At 49.7% G+C, this 21780-nt stretch carries 20 protein-coding genes and 2 pseudogenes; all 22 read left to right on the forward strand.

The genetic code is table 11. From position 1 onward, the window contains the following. Positions 1-318, forward strand: a pseudogene (locus DW677_RS18795) (replication protein); the annotation flags it as partial. After that, positions 315-1178: an ATP-binding protein gene (locus DW677_RS11715; RefSeq protein WP_117567349.1), complete on the forward strand. Its 864-nt coding sequence runs from the start codon at positions 315-317 to the stop codon at positions 1176-1178. The pseudogene DW677_RS18795 and the gene DW677_RS11715, both read left to right, overlap by 4 nt. 43 nt (positions 1179-1221) lie before the next feature. Beyond that, a complete protein-coding gene (locus DW677_RS11720; protein ID WP_015533371.1) occupies positions 1222-1416 on the forward strand; it encodes a transposon-encoded TnpW family protein in 195 nt (64 codons plus the stop codon). A 77-nt stretch (positions 1417-1493) separates the two neighbouring features. After that, positions 1494-1859: a hypothetical protein gene (locus DW677_RS11725; RefSeq protein WP_117567351.1), complete on the forward strand. Its 366-nt coding sequence runs from the start codon at positions 1494-1496 to the stop codon at positions 1857-1859. 95 nt (positions 1860-1954) lie between these two features. Then, a pseudogene (locus DW677_RS11730) lies at positions 1955-2785 on the forward strand (TraM recognition domain-containing protein); the annotation flags it as partial. 244 nt (positions 2786-3029) lie between these two features. After that, positions 3030-3245 (forward strand): Maff2 family mobile element protein, encoded by a 216-nt coding sequence (locus tag DW677_RS11735; RefSeq protein ID WP_005361081.1) that lies wholly within the window; start codon positions 3030-3032, stop codon positions 3243-3245. Positions 3246-3255: 10 nt separating this feature from the next. Continuing rightward, entirely contained in the window at positions 3256-4119 is an 864-nt protein-coding gene (locus DW677_RS11740) for a VirB6/TrbL-like conjugal transfer protein, CD1112 family (RefSeq protein WP_005361084.1), read from the forward strand. A gap of 38 nt (positions 4120-4157) precedes the next feature. Further along, positions 4158-4610, forward strand: coding sequence for a SpoVG family protein (locus DW677_RS11745; protein ID WP_064785871.1), 453 nt, complete (start codon positions 4158-4160; stop codon positions 4608-4610). Next, positions 4610-5167, forward strand: a complete 558-nt coding sequence (locus tag DW677_RS11750) for an MT-A70 family methyltransferase (RefSeq protein WP_005361089.1) — start codon at positions 4610-4612, stop codon at positions 5165-5167. The genes DW677_RS11745 and DW677_RS11750 overlap by 1 nt, the downstream gene beginning before the upstream one ends. Further along, the gene (locus DW677_RS11755; RefSeq protein ID WP_242992163.1) at positions 5164-5910 is read left to right on the forward strand and encodes a hypothetical protein; all 747 of its coding nucleotides are present in this window, start codon (positions 5164-5166) and stop codon (positions 5908-5910) included. The genes DW677_RS11750 and DW677_RS11755 overlap by 4 nt, the downstream gene beginning before the upstream one ends. Before the next feature lie 36 nt (positions 5911-5946). Next, positions 5947-6381 (forward strand): PrgI family protein, encoded by a 435-nt coding sequence (locus DW677_RS11760; RefSeq protein WP_071144312.1) that lies wholly within the window; start codon positions 5947-5949, stop codon positions 6379-6381. A gap of 97 nt (positions 6382-6478) precedes the next feature. Next, positions 6479-8755 carry a VirB4-like conjugal transfer ATPase, CD1110 family gene (locus tag DW677_RS11765; protein WP_117442489.1) on the forward strand — a complete coding sequence of 759 codons (2277 nt, stop codon included), beginning with the start codon at positions 6479-6481 and terminating at the stop codon, positions 8753-8755. 33 nt (positions 8756-8788) lie between these two features. Next, positions 8789-11467 carry a CD1108 family mobile element protein gene (locus DW677_RS11770; RefSeq protein ID WP_117468868.1) on the forward strand — a complete coding sequence of 893 codons (2679 nt, stop codon included), beginning with the start codon at positions 8789-8791 and terminating at the stop codon, positions 11465-11467. A gap of 18 nt (positions 11468-11485) precedes the next feature. Continuing rightward, a complete protein-coding gene (locus DW677_RS11775; protein ID WP_025577937.1) occupies positions 11486-11731 on the forward strand; it encodes a DUF4315 family protein in 246 nt (81 codons plus the stop codon). Then, positions 11721-12833 (forward strand): DUF4366 domain-containing protein, encoded by a 1113-nt coding sequence (locus DW677_RS11780; protein WP_117468867.1) that lies wholly within the window; start codon positions 11721-11723, stop codon positions 12831-12833. Before DW677_RS11775 ends, DW677_RS11780 begins: the two co-directional genes overlap by 11 nt. Before the next feature lie 39 nt (positions 12834-12872). Beyond that, positions 12873-17783, forward strand: coding sequence for a class B sortase (srtB, locus tag DW677_RS11785; protein WP_117468866.1), 4911 nt, complete (start codon positions 12873-12875; stop codon positions 17781-17783). Positions 17784-17845: 62 nt separating this feature from the next. Then, entirely contained in the window at positions 17846-18328 is a 483-nt protein-coding gene (locus tag DW677_RS11790; RefSeq protein ID WP_015542949.1) for a hypothetical protein, read from the forward strand. A gap of 181 nt (positions 18329-18509) precedes the next feature. Then, complete coding sequence (locus DW677_RS11795; protein WP_055158509.1) at positions 18510-19127, forward strand: DUF6088 family protein; 618 nt, start codon at positions 18510-18512, stop codon at positions 19125-19127. Then, on the forward strand, positions 19124-20122 hold the full coding sequence (locus tag DW677_RS11800; protein ID WP_055158508.1) for a nucleotidyl transferase AbiEii/AbiGii toxin family protein: 999 nt from the start codon (positions 19124-19126) through the stop codon (positions 20120-20122). Before DW677_RS11795 ends, DW677_RS11800 begins: the two co-directional genes overlap by 4 nt. Positions 20123-20181: 59 nt before the next feature. Next, complete coding sequence (locus tag DW677_RS11805; protein ID WP_227274983.1) at positions 20182-20523, forward strand: hypothetical protein; 342 nt, start codon at positions 20182-20184, stop codon at positions 20521-20523. Then, positions 20519-21286 (forward strand): FAD-dependent thymidylate synthase, encoded by a 768-nt coding sequence (locus DW677_RS11810; RefSeq protein WP_222847488.1) that lies wholly within the window; start codon positions 20519-20521, stop codon positions 21284-21286. Before DW677_RS11805 ends, DW677_RS11810 begins: the two co-directional genes overlap by 5 nt. Further along, a complete protein-coding gene (locus DW677_RS11815; protein WP_055158506.1) occupies positions 21283-21696 on the forward strand; it encodes a deoxyuridine 5'-triphosphate nucleotidohydrolase in 414 nt (137 codons plus the stop codon). The genes DW677_RS11810 and DW677_RS11815 overlap by 4 nt, the downstream gene beginning before the upstream one ends. The last annotated feature ends 84 nt before the right edge of the window (positions 21697-21780 follow it).

The raw sequence follows: 21780 nt of genomic DNA on the forward strand, positions 1-21780 counted from the left end.
CGTCCACCAGAGATAGAGATAGAGTTAGAGAAAGAGATAGATATAAAGAGAGAGATAGAGAAGGGACGCTCCGCCCGCGCCTATGGCCGTTACCAGAATGTTTTCCTGACGGACGAGGAACTGGCAGACTTGCAGGCCAGTTTTCCTGTTGTATGGGAACAGTACATTGAAAAGCTGTCCGAGTACATGGCTTCTACCGGCAAGCGTTATCAGAGCCATGCAGCAACCATCCGGCGCTGGGCCGGTGAGGACGCTAAAAAAACTGTCACACCCTCACGCAACCGGGATTACAGCGTAAAGGAGGATGAAACTGTATGATTGAGATTACCGCAGAAATCCGGGCGTTCATCGACAAGGCAGCTGCCGGTGTGGAATTGGCTGAGGACGAGTATATAGACCCGTCAGATGGGCTCATTCACTGTAAGAAATGCGGCGGCCAGAGGCAGACCGTTGTGCCATGCTTTGGGAAATCTGGCTACTTTATGCCGCGCTGCATCTGCCAGTGCCAGCGGGAGGCTGAGGAGCAGCGCAAGGCTGCTGAAGAACGGCAGCGCCGCATGGAGCGTATCAAACGCCGAAAGGCACAGGGCTTGCAAGACCGTTATCTCTATGACTACACATTTTCCAATGATAACGGGCAAAACCCATTGATGGACAAGGCTCACGCCTATGTTGAGAACTGGAAGGAGGCATATAAAAACAACACCGGCCTGCTGTTGTTCGGGGATGTGGGAACCGGCAAGTCCTTTTTCGCCGGTTGTATTGCCAACGCCCTGCTTGACCGGGATGTGCCGGTGCTGATGACGAACTTCCCCACCATCCTGAACCGCCTGACGGGGATGTTTTCCGAGGACAGGGCCGACTTTATCGCCAGCTTTGATGAGTACGACCTGCTTATCATTGACGATCTGGGTGTAGAGCGCAGTACCGAATATGCTATGGAGCAGATGTTTTTCGTCATCGACAGCCGCTATCGCAGCCGCAGGCCCATGATTATCACAACAAACTTGAAACTGTCCGAGCTGAAAAACCCGCCTGATCTGGCCCACGCCCGTATCTATGACCGTATTTTGGAACGGTGTGCGCCGATTCTTTTTGACGGGAAGAATTTCAGGGAAGAAAATGCCGGTGCTACCCGACAGGCAGCAAAAGACATTGTAAGCAGTAAGCACGACTGATTTTTTACCGGGCGGCACAGACCCGTTCGGAGAAAGGAGCGCCATGAACAGAGAACCCCGTACTATGCAGGTGGCAGACGCCGCTACTGCGTCCAGAGCGCCGGAAAACACGCCAGCGATGGTAAAGAAAATCGGTAAGACAACCTACAAGGTTCATGTCCATTTCAGCAATACCAGCACAGAAACCATGAGCGATAAAATCAAGCGTATGCTCAAAAATGAAATTCAGCAGATGTGATAGACTGATAAACGAAGCCACCTTGTGCTAAACTGATGATGGTACGCACCAAAATTTTTGTCAAGGAGGACACGAAAATGCTTTACACAGAAAAAGAGAAGCATGAAATTGAACGAGTAAAGGAGGTCTTTGCGGAACATCTGCGGCAAAGCCCTGATTTTGAACTGCTCTGGTCGGACAAGGTAGGCTATGTTTGGCTGGCGATTGGCGTAAATCCGCTTTATGTGGATACCGGTATCAGGATAGAATCAGCTGCCGATCTCTGCGGCAGGTGTTTGGACGATGTTGCTACGGATGTTTTGTATATGACGGGCAACGATCATGCACTGGAAGTAGCTGACCCGCTGGAATTAGCCGAAATCAAGCGGCGCTGGGAGCCATATATCAACCAGCTGCCAGACTATGCGTATCTCTGCAAAGACCTGCTGAACGGAAAAATGTAATCTATCAAACGAGGTGTCAGGAGCCATACGGTGCTTCTGGCACCTTTTTTGTGGATTTTTTGTGAATTTGATGAAAAAGTCCTTGACAATTCGTCTCCGGAAAAACAGCCAAGTCGATCCTTATTTCCTGTGCTTCCAGACTGGCTCCTTTTGACATTAAAGAAGTCAGGGAAATTACCATGTATGACGAACTGGATCTGGATATGCTGGGAGATGAACGGACTGCTCTTTTCCTTATTATGAGTGACACGGACGGGACCTTTGCATTTTTGATCAGTCTGATCTATTCCATTTTGTTTAACCGCTTGTGTGAGCGGGCGGATGATGTATATGGTGGAAGGCTTCCCATCCATGTGCGCTGCCTGATCGACGAGGCGGCAAATATCGGGCAGATCCCGAACCTGGAGCGTCTTATGGCGACCATCCGAAGCCGTGAGATCTCTGCCTGCCTGGTGCTGCAGGCGCAAAGCCAACTCAAAGCCCTGTATAAAGACAACATGGACACCATCATCGGTAACTGTGACGCCTCCCTTTTCTTAGGAGGCAAAGAAGAAACCACCTTAAAAAGCTGGAACTCCCTATTGGGGAAAGAGACCATCGACCTGTATAACACCAGTGTCACAAAGGGCAATCAGGAATCCCACGGACAAAATTTTCAAAAGCTGGGAAAGGATCTGATGTCGGTGGATGAACTGGCAGTCATGGACGGGGGTAAATGTCTGTTGCAGATCAGGGGTGTGCGGCCGTTCCTCTCCCGGAAATACGATATAACCAAACACCCAAATTACAAACTGCTTTCCGATTTTAATGAGAAGAACGCTTTTAATATCGAAAAGTTTCTTTCTACCCGGATGCCGATGCGTCCCGGTGAACGATACCGCAATTATGAAGTCACAGCCGAAGATCTGGCTTCCCAGACTTTATAAAGTTGTTCCTGCCTGTCAAAGCATGACGCCCTGGCAGGCTTTGTTTTTGTCACGATGAAAGGAGGATTTTTTGAGGATTCGTGATTCTCCCTGAAAAGTAAATAACCGCAGGATTTTTCCTGCCCCATGCCGCCGTGCTGTTTGAAACAGATTTTTTCTAAAAACAGTGCGGCGGCTTTTTTTGTTTCCGGCCTGATACGGCCATATCACAAATTAAAATTTCTGAAATTAAAGGAGGAACATTATGGCATTTTTTGCAAGCGCGATTGATACTTTGAAGATCCTTGTGATCGCCCTGGGCGCAGGTCTGGGCGCATGGGGTGTTGTAAACCTTCTCGAAGGTTACGGAAATGATAACCCAGGTGCAAAATCCCAGGGGATCAAGCAGCTTATGGCAGGCGGAGGTATCGCTCTGGTTGGTGCAACGCTGATCCCGCTGCTTTCCGGCCTGTTCGGTTAAGGGCTGACTTATGGGCAGTCTGTTTGAATGGATAACAGACTGGATTAAAGAGGGCCTGATCGATGCGATCACCGGACAGTACACCAGTATTTTCAACTCCGTCAACAACCAGGTTGCGGATGTGGCAAATCAGGTAGGACAGACCCCGCAGGGCTGGAATGGCGGCGTGTTTTCCATGATCCAGAATCTTTCGGAAACCGTCGTCATTCCCATTGCGGGCATGATCCTTACCTTTGTTCTTGTGTATGAACTGATCCAGATGATTCTCGAAAAGAACAACATGCACGAATTCGATACATTCAACATCTTCAAGTGGATTTTCAAGACTTTTGTTGCCACTTACCTGCTCACCAACTGTTTTACGATTGTGATGGCGGTCTTTGATGTGGCCCAAAATGTGGTGTCGCAAAGTGCCGGTGTCATAAACGGGAACCTGGATGTGCAGGCGGCGTTGTCTGATCTGGAAACCCAGCTTGAAGCAATGGGAATGTGGGAACTGATTGGACTGTGGCTGGAAACCAACATCATCAATCTGTGTATGTGGGTACTGTCCATCGTGATCTTTGTCATTGTATATGGCCGTATGATCGAGATTTATTTAACCGTGAGCCTTGCACCGATCCCGTTTTCCACAATGGCAAACCGGGAATGGGGACAAATGGGAACTGGGTATCTGCGTTCCCTTTTTGCCCTGGGTTTTCAGGGTTTTTTGATCCTGATCTGTGTTGCCATTTATGCAGTGCTGGTCCAGTCTATCCCATCGTCCGGCGATGTGCACGGCGCGATCTGGGGAACGGCGGGTTATACGGTGCTGCTGGCCTTTGCCCTGTTTAAGACAGGTTCGTTATCCAAATCCATATTTAATGCAAGATAGCATGAACAAAACCAATTCTAAAAAGGAGGATTTTATATATGAGTAAAACCAATACAGAAAAAATGGCGCCGGAGACACAGACGCCGGAAATGGCAAACGGCATGAAGCTGGATGTCCGCGTGCGTCCAATCGCCCCAATGGGAAACCTGCTGGCGTTTGCCAATGTTACGATTGGCGGATGCTTTAAGATTGACGGTTTCCGTATCTGTTCCAGTGAAAAGGGGCTGTATGTCAATATGCCCGCAACCCAGGATAAGGGAGGCAACTGGAAAGATGTCTGCTGGCCGGTTACGGCAGAGTTCCGCAAGCAGCTCAACGATGCCCTGATCGATGGGTACGGGCAGGCTATTGAAAATTTGCAGGCAACTCTTGAAGCAACAAAGGGAGCTGCGGAAAAGCCTTCCCTGACCGGTGCATTGAAGGAAAATGCCGGTAAGGTCAAAGAACAGCCGACTAAACCTGCCCCATCTAAGAATGAGCAGGCTCGCTAATGCCGGAAACGAAACAGTACGGCATTATCTATGCCGATCCGCCCTGGCATTATGACAGGAAACATGGAAGCGGCGTTGCGGAAAACCATTACCCCACAATGAGCATTGAAGAAATCTGTGCCCTGCCGGTATCGGAACTTGCCGCAAAAGACAGCGCCCTCTTTCTGTGGGCGACCTTCCCACAGCTCAATGAAGCCTTCCGGGTGATCGACGCCTGGGGGTTCAAATATAAAACGCTGGCTTTTCTATGGCTCAAACAGAACCGGAAAGCGGATAGCTGGTTTTATGGCATGGGCTTTTGGACCCGCTCAAACGCGGAGGTCTGCCTGCTGGCAACCAGAGGCCGTCCGAAACGCCAGTGTGCGGGAATCCATCAGTTTGTGATCTCCCATATTGAGCAGCACAGCAAGAAACCGGACGAGGTGCGGGATAAGATCGTAAAACTCATGGGCGATCAGCCCAGAGTGGAACTGTTTGCAAGACAAAAGACTCCCGGCTGGGATGTATGGGGCAATGAAGTGAACTGTACGCTGACTATGCCGGAGCGAAAGGGGTGATTTTGATAGAACAAGATGCAAAGCGGCTGCTTATGGAACGGCTGGACGAGTGTTTGAAGGTTCATGCGGATATGCTGGATGCACAGAACATCGGCAGCATTTACGAGTTGCAGGGACTTTCGGAACTCCACTATTATCTGAAGGTTGAGCATGTATTTACTCCGGCGGAAGTAGAGGCACTTCTTTCTTTTCAGGACCCGTTGGATGTAGCCCGATGGTGCTGGGAAGAAAATAACCATGAACACAGTTTCCCGATCTGCGATCTTCTCAAAGAAATTGATGCAGAGCAAAAATTTGAACATTTCACAAGCGAGCCTTCCGCACAGGACAAATATACGCTCCTGATGAAACGACTGGGACAGAATTACTTTGCCTACCGGGAAAGCCTTATGTCAAAGGATAAGGAATCCTTAATTGAAAAAGCTGCTGAAATTACAGCCATGCAGGAGGCGTATTCCTATCTGACAACAAAGTTTGAGTTCAGGGATGAAATGCTGGATGATGTGCTGGCGCTTGAGAATCCTTTGAAATACTTTGCAGACCGTTGGCTTTTGCCAGTTTCGGATGTATTCGACGTGGATATGGATATTCGGGAAAATATTGCCGGAATCCGAGACAGCCAGGAATACCTGTGTCAGAGAGGACCGGCTGTTTCTGTCCTGGCACGGCTGCAAAATGCGGCTCAGGAAGTGCGGGAATGTCCGGCTGCGGAGAAAGCGGTACGCGATTTTGGTGCACGCTAATGGACCGGAAACTATATTACGATGGGAGGTGTATAGATGCCTTATGTACCTGTACCAAAGGATTTAACCAAAGTTAAGACCAAGCTGGCCTTCAATCTGACGAAGCGCCAGCTTATTTGTTTCAGCCTTGCCGGGCTTGTCGGCCTTCCGGTGTATTTCTTTACCCGCGGGGCGATCGGGAACTCGGCGGCTGTACTTTTGATGATCGGGCTGATGATGCCCTTTTTCTTCTTCGCCATGTATGAGCGTGACGGGCAGCCGGCAGAAAAGATTTTGAAGAACCGGCTCCGTTATAAGCTCTGGCCGAAGGACCGTCCATACAGGACGGATAACCTGTATAAATCTATGTCAAAGAAGGAGGTTACAAAGATTGCCAAAAAACAAGCAGCAGGAAGCTCAGGAAAAGCGTCTGCAAAAAAACATCAGGCAGGCCAAAAAGACCAGAGCCGATGCAAAGCAGGGCAAAACTAAGTCTGCCCGTTCCAAGCCGTCTAAAAAAGGCGGCTTTTTTGCCGGGCTGAAAGCAGATGCCCCGCAGACGGTCCAGCAGAGCATTCCCTACCGTGAAATGTACCGGGATGGGATCTGCCGGCTGACTGATACCCTTTACACCAAAACGGTGCAGTTTTTTGATATTAACTATCAGCTTGCACAGGCAGATGATAAAGCACAGATCTTCGAGGGTTACTGCGATTTCTTAAATTACTTCGACGCCTCGATCCATGTGCAGCTTACCTTTATCAACCAGCGGGCCAATATGCAGGATTTTACCAGAAGCATTGACATCCCTCCCCGCGGCGACGAGTATGACGGAATCCGCAGGGAATACGGGGATATGTTAAAGAACCAGTTGCAGAAAGGAAATAACGGTCTCACCAAACGTAAATACATTACCTTTGGGATCGAGGCAGATGACCTGCGTACTGCGAAAATGCGTCTGGAACGCATTGAAACGGATGTGCTGGCAAATTTCAAGACCCTTGGAGTCCAGGCAAGATCCTTAAACGGACTGGAACGTCTGGAGCTTCTTCACAGCCAGCTTCACCCGGACGGCCAGGAAAAGTTTCATTTCCAGTGGTCGGATCTGCCTAAGACCGGTCTTTCTACCAAAGACTTCATTTCCCCATCCGGGCTGTCTTTTTCAAAGGATGGAAAGACATTCCGGGTAGGCGATCATTCCGGTGCTGTCTCCTTTTTGCAGATTTTGGCGCCGGAGCTTACCGACCGGCTTTTAGCGGATCTTCTTGACTTAAACGACGCCGTGACCGTCAACCTGCATATCCAGTCTATCGACCAGGCGCAGGCGATCCGAAACATCAAGCGTAAAATGTCGGACCTGCAGAAAATGACCATTGAGGAACAAAAGAAAGCGGTCCGATCTGGGTATGACATGGACATCATTCCCACCGACCTTGCCACCTATGGAGAAGAAGCCAAAAATCTTTTGCAGGATTTACAGAGCCGCAATGAGCGCATGTTCCTTGTGACGGTACTGGTGGAAAATATCGCTGCCAAACGTCAGAAGCTGTTCAATGATATTTTTGCCGCTTCGGGTGTGGCACAGAAATACAACTGTGCCTTAAAACGGCTGGATTACCAGCAGGAACAGGGGCTTATGTCCTCGCTTGCTCTTGGTACGAACCAGATTGAAATTGAGCGCGGGCTTACGACCAGCAGCACAGCGATCTTTGTACCGTTTACCACCTGTGAACTGTTCCAGGAGGGCGAGGCATTGTATTACGGCCTGAACGCCCTTTCCAATAACCTGATCATGGCGAACAGAAAAACGCTGAAAAACCCCAATGGGCTGTTTCTCGGTACCCCAGGAAGCGGCAAATCTTTCTCTGCCAAGCGTGAGATCGTCAATGTGTTCCTTCTGACGGAGGACGACATCATTATCGCCGACCCGGAAAATGAGTATGGGCCGCTGGTACAGCAGTTCGGTTCCCAGGGGCAGGTCATTGATATTTCCCCTACTTCCACGAACTACATCAACCCGATGGACATCAATCTGGACTATTCCGATGATGAAAACCCGATCACTTTGAAAAGTGATTTTATCCTGTCGCTGTGTGACCTTATCATCGGCGGCAAAGAAGGACTTTCCCCCATTGAAAGGACGATCATCGACCGTTGTACCAGACTGGTGTACCGGGAATACCTGCAGGACCCGTGCCCGGAAAATATGCCGATCTTAGGTGATCTTTACGAGCTGCTTTTGAAACAGTCTGAACCGGAGGCACAGAATATCGCAACGGCGCTGGAAATCTATGTCAATGGTTCCCTTAACGTGTTCAACCACCGTTCCAATATCCAGATGGATAAACACCGGGTACTGTGTTTCCAGCTTAAGTCACTGGGAAAAGCCTTAAAGGAAATCGGGCTTTTGATCATGCAGGATGCGGTGTGGAACCGTGTCACGGCCAATCGCTCCAAACATAAAACAACCTGGTTCTATATCGACGAATTCCATCTTCTTTTGAAAGGGCAGACAGGAAGTTTCAGCGTGGAGATCTGGAAACGCTTCCGTAAATGGGGCGGAATTCCATCAGGTTTAACGCAGAATGTCAAGGACCTTCTGGCTTCCCGTGAGATCGAAAATATTTTTGAGAACTCGGACTTTATCTATATGCTCAACCAGGCCCAGGGAGACCGTCAGATTTTGGCAAAGCAGTTGGGAATCTCCCCGCACCAGCTTTCGTATGTGACCCATTCCGGTCCCGGCGAGGGGCTTTTGTTCTTTGGAAATGTGATCATCCCCTTTGTGGACCACTTCCCGAAGGACACACTCTTGTACAGCGTGCTTACCACAAGACCGGATGAAGTAGCGGGGACCAAAGCGTGAGACAAAAATTAAAATGGATCGGAGGTGAGAACAATGGCACACGACAGGGAATTTCAAAGGAGGCGCAAAGATACCCGGATGCCGGTGCGTGATTCCCACGGGGAGGATCAACCGGCAGCCAGGCAGACCGAACAGGATTTTGACCTGCGCAGGGCACGGGACACCCCTTCTTCTGTCAACGGCAAGACACACAGGCAGGACATCCCTGTACAGACGGAATTTTCCCATCTGTCACCGGAAACACCGGCGTCCTTGCTGGAACAGGGCGAAGCGTATGCAACCGCTTTGGATGGTTTTTCGGAACACTTTGAGACACCGGATGCTACCAGGACAGCGCCCCCGATACAGGACAACGTGCGAAGCAATTTCCGGCAGGAGGCTTCCAGGCGTTCTTTTGTAACAGAGGATGTGACAGACCATGATACCGGAAAATATGCTCCTTCTTCCGAAGGCTCAGCCCCACCGAACGGCACAGACAGATCCGGTCAGGAACACCGTTACCGAACACACCAGCATGGGAACAAATATCAGCAGCGTTTTCAGGAAGCGGCACAGGCGGAGGAACAGGCAGCGCAGAAGGAAAAGGGTATGGATAGCGAACCGCCGAAAACATCCAAGCTGGAATTTACTGCGGATGAACTACCGCCGGAGACAAAGGATAAAAAGCTCACCCATGCAAAACGGAAGGCGGAACGGACTGCACAAAAAGCAGAGCAGGCGCAAAATCGTCTACCTGCCCGGAAGAAACTGCGCATGGAGACGGTTTCCGACCCGGAGACCGGAAAAGCCAAAAAACACTTAAAATTTGAAAAGGAGGTCAAATCCCAAAAGGTCCATGTAAAAGGACCTGTACCCCTGCGTCCGGTCAAGGCGGGCGCCAATACTGCCATTGGTTACGCTCATAAAAAGATTTATGAGGCAGAGGATGAAAATGTGGGCATCAAGGCAGCCCACCGCTCTGAACTTGTGGGCGAGGCAGGGCTTCGCACGGCATATCACCGGCATAAAACTGCCCCCTACCGAAAGGCAGCGAAATTACAGCAAAAATCAGCAAAAGCAAACGCAAGACTTGCTTACCGGCAGGCTCTTAGCGACCACCCGGAGCTGAAGAAACATGCGATTGCCCGGATATGGCAGAAACAAAAACTGAAAAGGCAGTATGCCAAGGCTGCCCGTGAAGCCGGGAAACAGGCAAAAAATGCCGCAGTCGCAACAGAGAGGGTCAGCGTCGGTATTGTCCATGCGGTCAAACGGCACCCTGTAATCTGCCTTGTCCTCCTGCTTCTCCTTTTGGTAATTTTCCTGATCACATCCCTGTTTTCCACGTTCTCCAATATCGGGACCGGCGGTTTGGGAAGTCTGGCTGCTTCTACCTATCTTGCAGATGATCAGGACATCAACCAGGCGGAGCTTACCTATACCGAATGGGAAACGGATCTGCAAATGGAAATAGACCGGGTGGAATCAGACCGCCCCGGCTATGACGAATACCGGTATAACCTGGGCGCAATCGAGCATGACCCGTATGTGCTGATGGGGTATCTGACTTCTGCTTATCAGGGATTTACTTACGATGAAGTGGAAAGCGTGCTGCGGCAGCTTTTCCAGGAACAATATACCCTGTCCTTTTCAGAAGAAACCGAGATCCGTTACCGCACCGAAACTTCCGTTGATCCGGAAACCGGGGAAGAAACCCAGGAGGAAGTGCCTTATGAATGGCGCATCTTAAATGTCAAGCTCACAGTCACACCTCTAGAAAACCTGGTCGTTTCCCGGATGAACGCAGACCAGAAAGAGATCTGCGAGATCCTGCTGCAGACAAAAGGAAACCGCCAGTATGTCAAAAATGTCTTTGGCACCAACTGGCTCCCTTATGTGACCAGTTATTACGGCTACCGGGTACATCCCATCAGTGGGGAAAAGAACTATCACACCGGTGTGGACATCGGGATGCCGGAGGGCACAGAGATCCTTGCCGGGCATGACGGAACGGTCACCCTTGCGGGAAATGCCGGCGGTTATGGCTTGTGTGTCGCTATTGAAGGCGAGGCATACGAAGGACATACCCTGACGACCAAATACGGGCACTGTTCCCAGATCCTTGTTTCTGCCGGGCAGGAGGTCAAAGCCGGGGATGTGATTGCAAAGGTCGGGAATACCGGAAATTCTACCGGGGCCCACCTGCACTTAGAAGTCCTGGTTGACGGCCAGTATTTGAATCCCCTGTATTTTGCCGATACCGGCGATACCAGCGAACGGCACCTGCCGGAAGTTGGTTCAGGCGGCACAGGAAACTACTTCGATTATGACATTCCACCGGAAGCCCTTGCGGATGAACAGTTTGCCGCAATGATGGCCGAGGCGGAAAAATATCTTGGCTATCCGTATGTATGGGGAGGCGCAAGCCCTTCCACTTCCTTTGACTGTTCCGGCTATGTGTCCTGGGTGATCAACAACTGCGGCGTTGGCTGGAATTTCGGAAGGCTGACCGCGGATGGTCTTTTAGGTGTATGTACGCCGGTATCAAGTGCGGATGCAAAACCGGGCGACCTGATCTTCTTCCAGGGGACCTACAACACCAGCGGCGCAAGCCATGTAGGGATCTATGTGGGAAATGGAATGATGATCCACTGTGGAGACCCGATTTCTTATGCAAACATCAATACAAGCTACTGGCAGCAGCATTTTTATACATTTGGGCGTCTGCCTTAACAGATTGGAGGTAATAAATTGAATCCTAAAATTGAAAAACTGGAAAAGGAAATTGAAAAGACCAAAACAAAGATTGCGGAAATGCAGGCAAAGCTCCATAAGCTGGAGGAACAGAAAACAGAGCTGGAAAATACCGATTATGTAGCGGTGGCGCGCAGTTTCAAACTGACGCCCCAGCAGCTTGCGGATTTTTTGAAATCACAGCAGGCAGCCCCTTCGGAAACTGTTTTACCGCAGGAGAAGGAGGATGTGCATGAGGCTTAAAAAACTTTCCCTGCTGCTGGCGCTTACGCTTCTTGTAAGTGTCAGCGCATTACCTGTAACAGCTCATGCCGGCGGTTCCAAAGACACCACACCGCCAACGCTGACTGCTTCCATGGAGGGCGATGCCCTGAAAATAGAAAGCAGTGACGATCTATCCGGCGTGGAGGCGGTCTTTGTTGATGAAAACCGTATCAACTCCCTCACCGACGGGAAAGCGTCGGTCGCACTGAAAGATTATGCCGGAACAGAAAAACAGGTAAGCATATACGCAAAAGATTATGCCGGCAACCGTTCTGATGTGGTAAAGCTGGATAATCCGTATTACAAAGAACCGGCTCCTGAAAAGAAACCTGCTACGACAGCACCCCAGAGTCCGTCCGGTACACAGACAAAACCGCCTAAGGAAGAAAAACCTTCCGGCTCAAACGCTGCAACCCCTTCCGGCGGCGGAAATTCTTCCGGTTCAGATAACAGTACCGGACAGCAGGAAAATACTTCTGCGATCCCGGAAGGTGCATTTACCCCGGAAGGCACCGGAACGGTACAGGACAACATCAGCGGTACGGATGGGGAAAAACAGTTTTACACCATCACTACGGACGCGGGCAATGTCTTTTATCTGGTGATCGACGGGAAACGGGAAGATAACAATGTCTACTTCTTAAACGGCGTCACAGAGTCCGACCTGATGGCACTTGCAGAAAAGAACAATGGCAGCATGAGCATGATCCCCCAGGAAGAAAGCTGTAACTGCACAGAAAAATGTGAGGCAGGAAAGGTTAATACCGGCTGTCCGGTCTGCAAAAATGACTTAAATGGCTGCAAAGGAAAAGAAAAGCCGGCGGAAACTGAAAAACCGGCAGAACCGGAAAAGCCGAAGAAAGAAACCGGCAGCGTCGGCACGATCCTGTTTATCCTTGCTGCCTTACTTGCGGTCGGCGGGATCGGTTACTATGTAAAAATCGTGCGTCCGAAACAGCAGGCCGAGGACGATGCGGAATTTGAGGATGACGGTTATGGCGAAGGCTTTGACCCGGATGAGGCATACGGGGAACCGGAATATCTTTCCGAGGATGATTTTGACGACAAGGACAGCAAATAAGGCTGTCCTTTTAGATTTTATGAAAGTGAGGATTTTTTCATGGAACATATCATAACCAGACGCCGCGGCTTTCGCAAGCTGTTGGCGTTTTTGCTTTGTATGGCAAGCATTTTGGGGCTTCTTCCGGCTCAGGCTTTTGCCATGTCTGTCGGACAGACGGCAAGCTCCTGGCTGGGCGACCAGTATGTGGGCTCTGATGGGAACCACTACCGTGCCCCGGCGCCTTACACCTATCTTGCCTACCATGCAGACGGAACCATCGATGTACACACCAGTTCCGGGGGCAATGCTTACCGGCACTATATGCTGACGGATTCTGACGGGATCAGCCACCAGGTTTACTGTGTGGAGAGCGGGATTCCTTACCATACTTCGGAAAATACCTATGTTTCGGAAAGCGGGACCAACAGCCAATACCTGAACCTGCTTCCTGCCGAGGCAAGGAGGGGGATCACCCTGACTGCGATCTATGGCTGGAAACCCGGTGCGGCGCTCCCTGTTTCCGGAATCAACGAGGATGACTATAAGATGGCAACCCAGATCATCCTTTGGGAATACCAGCAGCAACTTAGAAGCGATCCGTACAGCCGCCACGGAAACGGCCACGCAGACGCCGACCAGTATTTCAGCGTGATCGCCGGACGACCGGCAGAAAAAGCCTATGACTGGATTCTTGCACAGGTCGCTTCCCATTCCACAGTACCTTCCTTTACTTCTTCTAAGAAAAGCGAAGCACCGGAACTGGAACTGAAATGGGATGTAGAAAAAAAGGTCTATACCCTGACGGTCACAGATACCAATAACTTGAAGATCGATCTGGAGGCTTTGAAAGGCAGCGGCGTTTCTGTGACAAGAAACGGAAATGAATACACCTTTACCAGCAGGCAGATGATGATGGACCCGGTGCTGTTTGAATTCCGAAAGAATATCCCGGTGGCAAACGACATGCTGATCTGGGGCAGACCCGGCTACCAGACCATGATGACCGGCGCCAGCGATCCGGTTTCCTTCTTTGTAAAATTCAAAACGGAAACTTACGGTACCGCAAAACTTGTCAAGACCAGTGAGGACGGCATTGTTTCCGGTATCACCTTCCATATCTCCGGTACGGACATTTTGGGAAATGAAGTCAATGAGGAAGTTACGACCGGAGAAAACGGCCAGATTGAAAAGAAGCTCCTGCCGGGAACCTATCTGGTAAAAGAACTTCCGGTGGACCGCTATGTGACCCCTTCCGCACAGTACGTGACCATTGAAAGCGGGCAGACTTCTTCGGTACATTTCAGCAATATTCTGAAGAAATTTCGCGTCCATGTGGTAAAGAGTGATGCTGACACCGGAAATGCTCAGGGGGATGCCACGCTTGCAGGGGCGGCCTATGGGATCTTCCGTGATGGCGAACTGATCGACACTTATACTACCGGACCGGATGGCAGCTTTATGACCCGCTATTATGTATGCGGGGATGGCTGGACGATCCGGGAAATCGAACCGAGCACCGGGTATCTTCTGAATGAAACCATTTATGAAGTGGGTGCATCCCCTTCCCTGTATGAAGTGGAACTCAATACCACAGAAAATCAGGTGACGGAAACGGTTATTTACGGAAATATCCAGCTTGTCAAGCACACCGATGACCTGGACCCGGATGTGCCTGAGGGCGAAAATACCGACGATCCCAATGCTGGTATCATCGAACGCCCGGAAGCAGGCGCAGTCTTTGAAGTTTACTTAAAGGCAGCCGGGAGCTATGACGCGGCAAAGGAAAGTGAACGTGACCTTCTTACCACGGATGCGGATGGTTTTGCTTCCAGTAAACCGCTTCCTTATGGACATTATACGGTCCATCAGATCGCAGGCGAGGAAGGCAAAGCCTTTGTCCCGGACTTTACGGTATTCATTTCCTCTGACGGAAAGACTTACAGCTATATCCTGAACAACCGCACCATCACAGCCCGTCTGAAAGTTGAAAAATGTGACGCAGAGACCGGAAAGATTATCCCTGTGACCGGAACCGGTTTTCAGATCAAGGATCTTTCCACCGGGGAATTTATCACCCAGACCGTCTACTATCCGAACCCGGAAACACTGGATACCTTCTATGTTTCTGACGAGGGCTGGCTGATGCTGCCGGAGCCTTTGGCCGCCGGGGATTATGAACTTTATGAGGTGGCTGCCCCTTATGGCTATGTGCTTTCCGATCAGCCGGTACCGTTTACCATTGACGGCAGCGAGGCGGTTGTGACGGTCACTCAGTACAATATGCCGCAGAAAGGCCAGCTTACCATCACAAAGACCGGAGAAGTATTTGCTTCTGTCCAGGAAAACGACGGACTGTACCAACCGGTATATGAGGTTGCCGGACTTCCTGGAGCGGTCTATGATGTGATCGCAGATGAAGATATTTATACCGGTGACGGTACCTTGCGGGCAGAAAAAGATACGGTTGTGGAAACACTTACGACCGGCGAGGACGGCACAGCGAAAAGCGGGTCTCTCTATCTTGGCCGTTATCGTCTGGAGGAACGTCAGGCGCCTTCCGGCTGTGTGTTGAATCCTCAACCGGAATATGTGGAACTGACCTATGCGGGTGAGACCGTAGAGGTTACACAGACAGCGGCCGGTCTTTATGACGAACGCCAGAAAGTGGATGTCACACTTTTCAAGGCAATGGAGACCGATGACCTGTTCGGTCTTGGCATGAACGAGGAATATAAGGATATTTCCTTTGGACTTTATGCTTCCGCAGACCTGACGGCGGCAGATGGCAGCGTAATCCCGGCAGGTGGACTTCTGGAAGTGGTCTCTGTTTCGTCTGAGGAATCCGGCGGTTACAGCGCTTCCTTCGCTTCCGACCTGCCTTTTGGCAGCTATTATGTCAAGGAACGCACAACCAACGGCGCCTATATCCTTTCGAATCAGGAATATCCGGTTGTCTTTGAGTATGCTGGTCAGGAAACCGCCTTGGTACAGATCCTTGTCAATGAAGGCGAGGCTGTTTCCAATGAACTTCTCCGTGGGCGTGTAGACGGTGTAAAAGTCGGGGAAAACCCGGAAGGCGGCGAGGATGTCACGCTTGCCGGTGCGCTCATGGGTCTGTTTAGACCTGATACCGAAGAATTTACTGAAGAAAATGCGCTGCTTACTGCTATTACCGGAAAAGACGGCAGTTTTTCCTTTGAGAACATTCCTTACGGACACTGGATCGTCAAGGAGATCTCTGCCCCTGACCTTTATACGGTAAGCCCGCAGCAGCACCATGTATATATCGGTGCAGACGGACAGCATATCGAGATCCGTGTGGAAAACACCCTGATCCGCGGCAGTGTGCAGGTAACTAAAACCGAAGCTGTGGAGGAACCGTCCCCTGTGGAAAAGGAGGATAAGAAAGACAAGAATTCTTTCCTGCGCTTCCTGCCCGGTGCAGTGTTCGACCTGTATGCGGATTCCAACGCCAACCAGGAATATGATCCTGACGATCAAAAGATCGGTACGCTGAAAGAAACCGATGCAGGCTATCATACGGCGGAAAACCTTCTGGCTGGCGGCTACTTTATCAAAGAAAGCAAAGCGCCGGAGGGCTATCAGCCTGACTCAAACGCTTACTATTTTTCCATCACAGAAGATGGACAGGTCGCAGTTGTGGAAAATGGAGAAGCCGGGCACGGATTTACCAATGAGGCTTACCGCGGCAACTTAAAGATCACAAAGGATTCCAGCGACGGGCGCAAAGATGGTTTTGCCATCGAGGTTAAGAGTGCGGACGGCTCCTACTGCGAGACATTCACCACTCCAAAATCCGGCGTGATTGAAGTTAAGGGCCTTCGTGTCGGTATTTATACCGTAACAGAAGTTGCAAACCGGGCAAGCAAGGATTACATCATTCCTGATGCCGCTACGGTGGAGATCAAGGCAGATCAGACATCTACGGTCCAGTTCTTTAATGAAAAATCGGAAAAGCCGGATAACCCAAAGAACCCGGAAAAGCCTTCTGTTCCCTCCAATCCTTCCACCCCTCAAAAGCCGGTACCGCAGACCGGGGATGATCCGTATATTTTCCTGTATGGCGGACTGCTGGCAGCCGCACTGATCGGCGGCAGCGTATTTGCTGTGTATTATTTCAAAAAGGGAAAATACAGCAGGACTTCCCTGAAAAGAACGGCTGTCGGGGTTTCTGTCCTTTCACTCTGCGTTCTGGTGGCTCTTGGCAGCGGTTTTTTGGTGTTCCGTGACTTGAACCAGTATGCTGAGAGTAAAGATGCCTATCGAGATCTTGCCGGATATGTGGAAGTGCCGGAGCAGACAGCTTCCCCGGAGTCGGCACCCGATCCGACAGAACCAAAACGGGACGATACCGATATTGTCCTGCCTTCGGTAGACTTTGAAACGCTCCGTGAAAATGGACCGGACATCATCGGATGGCTTTCTCTTCCTGATACGGTGCTCAATTATCCGGTGACGCAGACCGACAACAACGAGTATTACCTGAACCATCTTTATGACGGGACCTATAACAAGGTTGGCTGCCTGTTTGCCGACTATGAAAACCGGGCAGATTTTTCAGACCGCAATACGATCATTTACGGTCATAATATGCGGGATGGTTCCATGTTTGCCTTGCTGAACCGGTACGATGAACAAAGTTACTTTGATACTCACAGGCAGATGTATCTCGTTACTCCGAAGGGGGGTTATGTCATGGAGATCTTTACGGCATTTGCAGCAAAACCGGAAGAATCCGGCAGTAAAACTTCTCCCTGGCAGCTTTCCTGGAAGGATGACGGTGCTTATACTACCTGGCTTACAGCTATGAAGGAACGTTCTGCGGTGGAAAGTGATGTGACTGTGACCTGCAGCGATAAGGTACTGACCCTTTCTACCTGTACGCCGGGCGGCACAGGACGCTTTCTTGTCATGGGAAAACTCGTGAAAGTAGATAACGAAATATAGATTTTAGACGGTGCGGGGGCAAAAGCTCCCGCACCTGCTGTTTACAAGGAGGATTTTATTTTATGGTAAATACCATGATTTCCATTCCCGGCTATGTCCATCTTTACCGCTCGCTTTTGCGGTTTTACGACATGCCGGAAAATGAAGTCCGGGAAATGCTCTATCTTCTGAATACGGCAAACCTGGACTGCTATGAGTATTATCACCCGGACCGCAGTGTGATCCAGAGCGGACCGGTCGCTTTTTGCGGATGGCTGGAAACGAAAGACTGCCGCCCTTACCGCACAGAGGTACAGCTTTACAAATCGCTGCTGTTTTTGAAGCGCAGCATTGACCGTGACCTGATCGTATCAGCTCAAAGGGAGGCTCTGCAAACCCTGCGCTGTATTATCTCCAATCTGGAATACCGCTTTTATAAAGCCTATGGCATGGAGATCGAGGACAAACGCACGGTCTATGGGGAATGTACCTACCGTCTGGTTCCCAGGGAGGATGAACCCAGCGTGTGCCTGATGCACGACTGGATCTACCTGCCAACTGCCTGATGTCACGAATAATATATAAAATATGTGACATATATGAAAACTGTACTGCCTTGCAAAATTTTTGATTTTTGATGTATAAATCAGATTTTTAATGGGAACACTCAAAATAAGAGGAATAGGACCTATTGCAATCATGTCACGAATAATATATAATATTCGTGACATGAAGGGAGGCGGTATTGTGGACAACGGATATACAAAACGAATACGAGAGCGTGTTCTTTCTCTTGAAGATGGAACTGTTTTTGTGATGTCTGATTTTGCGGATATTGCAGATACATCCACTATTCGTCAAAGTTTAAGCCGTTTAGTGCAATCAGGAACATTGCGCCGTATTTTGAAAGGAGTTTATGAAAAACCAAAATATAGCAAACTTCTGGATGAATATGTGGCGGCAGACCCGGAAGCGGTGGCGAACGCATTGGCACGAAGTTATCACTGGACGATTGCCCCATGTGGGAATACAGCATTGAACCTGTTAGGTCTTTCAACACAGGTAACAGCAGTATGGTCCTATATCAGCGATGGTCCATATAAGACCTACGAGTGGAACTCTACAAAGCTGGAATTTAAACACCGGACCAATAAGGAGATTACCGGATTGTCCTATATGACAAGTTTGGTTATACAGGCATTAAAAACGCTTGGCAGATCGAATGTTACGCCAGAAGTCATACAGATGCTTTCCGAAAAACTGACAGACAAGGATAAACAGGCTTGTTTGAAGGAAGCAACCGAGTCTACGGATTGGGTTTACGATACGATACGGCAGATTTGTGGAGGTGAAAAGGTACAATGAGAAATATAGCAAGACTTTCAGATAACGACCGCAGGGAGCTGTTCAGAAATACAGCAGATAAAATGGGGCTGAATGATGCCATCGTGGAAAAAGACTTTTGGGTATGTTTTACGCTGGATTATTTATTTCACCGCTCACCATGGAAAGAGTCCATCACCTTTAAGGGTGGTACCAGCCTTTCAAAAGCCTTTCACCTGATCAGCCGGTTTTCAGAAGATATTGATTTGATTCTGGACTGGCGTGTATTGGGATATGGCAAAGATGAACCATGGGAGAAACGTTCCAATACAAAACAGGATGCTTTTAACAAAGAAGCCAATGTGCGTGCAGAGGTATTTCTGTCCGAAACATTCTGCCCGGCAGTCAAAGCCGGCTTATCCCAGGAAATCGGTTGTGAAGCAAATGTCTACATAGATGAAAAGGATAAACAGACGGTCATTTTCGCCTATCCGCACCTTTTTACGAATACGGCGACTTTACAGGTGATCCGTTTAGAGATTGGTGCGCTGGCAGCGTGGACTCCTGCAAAAACAGCGCTGATCGAACCATACGCGGCAAAATATTATCCGAAGATTTTTGAGCAAAAAGAAACCGCAATCCTTACCGTTGCCCCGGAACGGACCTTCTGGGAAAAAGCCACAATCCTGCACCATGAAGCGAACAGACCGGAACATTTGGAAATGCCGCAGCGGTATTCCAGACATTATTATGATCTCTACCGCATGGCTGCAACACCGGTCAAAGAAGCTGCTTTTTCCAGGCTGGATCTCCTGAAGAAAGTTGTAGATTTCAAAATGAAATTCTATCCCAGAGCATGGGCGAAGTACCCGGAGGCTGTGCCGGGCACATTAAAATTACTCCCGCCGGAATATCGGTTCGCAGCATTGGAAACGGACTATAACTCTATGCAGGATATGTTGTATGGGGATATTCCGACATTTGAGACAGTCATAGCAGCGGTCCAGGAACTGGAAAAAGAGATCAATACACTATAAACAATTACATATCCATTTATTTGCCGGCTATTCTAAGATGCTTTAGAATAGCCGGTTTCTTGTTTTCAAAGGAGGGATGCTATATTACGCAAAATGAAGTCAATGCCGTTTTTGACGAACAGGTGCGGCTCTGTGCTGATACCTTGAAACGGAAAACCAAAGAATACACCGGGGATGATCCGGACCGGCTGGGTGCATTTAAGGCAGCGGCAGCTTTACAGCACACAACGCCCCAGCGTGCCCTTGCCGGTATGCTGGCAAAGCATATTGTTTCTCTATACGATATGTGCTTTGCCGAGGAAACAGTTTATCCGATGGACACATGGGACGAAAAGATCACAGACAGTCTTAACTATCTGTTCTTACTGAAAGCGATTGTAAAGGAGGGACATACCAATTAAACAGATTGAAGTAAAAATTTTGAACTGCCAGGCGGTAGCGGAAGCAGAAAAAAACATGGTCTTTGCGGCAAGACTTACCCAGCAGGGACATAAGATTGCCTCAATGGACGACCTGATGGAGCTCTACGAAAAATCATTCAGCGTTCAGACAGTAGCAGCTATGGGGGCGCTTCCCCATCCTACCATCCAGAAATTTGCGGTGATCACGGTAGCCATTGTCGGCGCCAGCAGGCGTTTTCTGGCGCAGATCACCCGCCACCAGAACGAAGTAAAATTTATGAGTGCATCGCTGCAGTACAGCAACTATACGGGACAGGCGGATTTCGCTGTCCCGTATTCTATTATGACGGCTCCGGCTGTGGTACAGGAGCTGTACTTAAAAAGTTGTAATGAAAGCATGAAATGTTATGAAGCCCTGTGCACTGCCGGAAGCGGGCACGATGCGGCCGGTTATGCCACGCCCCAGGGATTACGGAATGTACTGCTCATCAGCGCCACCCCTTATCAGTGGAAACATATCATCGGCCAGCGGGTATGCCGAAGAAATACAGATGAAACAAGGATCGTGCTGTTAAAGGTCTGGAAAGAACTTTATGACCTAAGCCCTGCCTTGTTTGCCCCGTCACTGACCGGGCCTTTCTGTCAGTTGGATCGATGTCTGGAAGGGAAAATGACCTGCGGGCGAAAACTGCAGGCAGATATGACGCCAGAGGATATTTTAGAAAAAGACTATCCCGCTCTTTGGGAAGGAGGCTGCCGATGAAAATAAAACTAATCGATTTTGGCGTGCCGGAGCACCAGCGTCCTTACCGTCCTCATGGCAATGATGCCGGAGCAGATGTTTATCTGCCCTATGACTGCACCTTACAGCCCGGAGAAATCGCCAAAATTCCTCTTGGCTTTGGACTGGAAATACCGGATGGGTATGCGGGATATATCTTTCCCCGTACCAGTATGGCGGTAAAAGGTCTGGTCTGTGAACTGCCGCCTGTGGATTCCGGCTACCGAGGAGAGATCCATGCGATCATCAGCAATGTAAGCAATCAGGCGCAGTCTCTTTTTAAGGGAGCCCGTATCGGGCAGCTTGTGATCACGCCGACTGTCATTGCGGATTTTGTAACAGATCTGGGAACAGAGCGAGGAACCGGCAGCTTTGGCAGTACCGGCGAATAGAAAAAGGCTGTTTGGGGAACAGTTTTTGAATACTTATCGGTATAGGGAGCGGACATTTCGAGAACATTATAAAATATAATAAAG

It is taken from the genome of Clostridium sp. AM25-23AC (assembly GCF_003435125.1).
Taxonomy (GTDB): Bacteria; Bacillota; Clostridia; order Lachnospirales; family Lachnospiraceae; genus Pilosibacter; species Pilosibacter fragilis.

Excerpts from the sequence above, each read along its gene's own strand:
- DW677_RS11715 (WP_117567349.1), top strand. The coding sequence starts at position 315 with ATGATTGAGATTACCGCAGAAATCCGGGCGTTCATCGACAAGGCAGCT.
- DW677_RS11800 (WP_055158508.1), top strand. The coding sequence starts at position 19,124 with ATGAGAAATATAGCAAGACTTTCAGATAACGACCGCAGGGAGCTGTTC.
- DW677_RS11725 (WP_117567351.1), top strand. The coding sequence starts at position 1,494 with ATGCTTTACACAGAAAAAGAGAAGCATGAAATTGAACGAGTAAAGGAG.
- DW677_RS11760 (WP_071144312.1), top strand. The coding sequence starts at position 5,947 with ATGCCTTATGTACCTGTACCAAAGGATTTAACCAAAGTTAAGACCAAG.
- DW677_RS11815 (WP_055158506.1), top strand. The coding sequence starts at position 21,283 with ATGAAAATAAAACTAATCGATTTTGGCGTGCCGGAGCACCAGCGTCCT.
- DW677_RS11790 (WP_015542949.1), top strand. The coding sequence starts at position 17,846 with ATGGTAAATACCATGATTTCCATTCCCGGCTATGTCCATCTTTACCGC.
- srtB (WP_117468866.1), top strand. The coding sequence starts at position 12,873 with ATGGAACATATCATAACCAGACGCCGCGGCTTTCGCAAGCTGTTGGCG.
- DW677_RS11765 (WP_117442489.1), top strand. The coding sequence starts at position 6,479 with ATGTACCGGGATGGGATCTGCCGGCTGACTGATACCCTTTACACCAAA.
- DW677_RS11735 (WP_005361081.1), top strand. The coding sequence starts at position 3,030 with ATGGCATTTTTTGCAAGCGCGATTGATACTTTGAAGATCCTTGTGATC.
- DW677_RS11740 (WP_005361084.1), top strand. The coding sequence starts at position 3,256 with ATGGGCAGTCTGTTTGAATGGATAACAGACTGGATTAAAGAGGGCCTG.
- DW677_RS11770 (WP_117468868.1), top strand. The coding sequence starts at position 8,789 with ATGGCACACGACAGGGAATTTCAAAGGAGGCGCAAAGATACCCGGATG.
- DW677_RS11745 (WP_064785871.1), top strand. The coding sequence starts at position 4,158 with ATGAGTAAAACCAATACAGAAAAAATGGCGCCGGAGACACAGACGCCG.
- DW677_RS11750 (WP_005361089.1), top strand. The coding sequence starts at position 4,610 with ATGCCGGAAACGAAACAGTACGGCATTATCTATGCCGATCCGCCCTGG.
- DW677_RS11720 (WP_015533371.1), top strand. The coding sequence starts at position 1,222 with ATGAACAGAGAACCCCGTACTATGCAGGTGGCAGACGCCGCTACTGCG.
- DW677_RS11780 (WP_117468867.1), top strand. The coding sequence starts at position 11,721 with ATGAGGCTTAAAAAACTTTCCCTGCTGCTGGCGCTTACGCTTCTTGTA.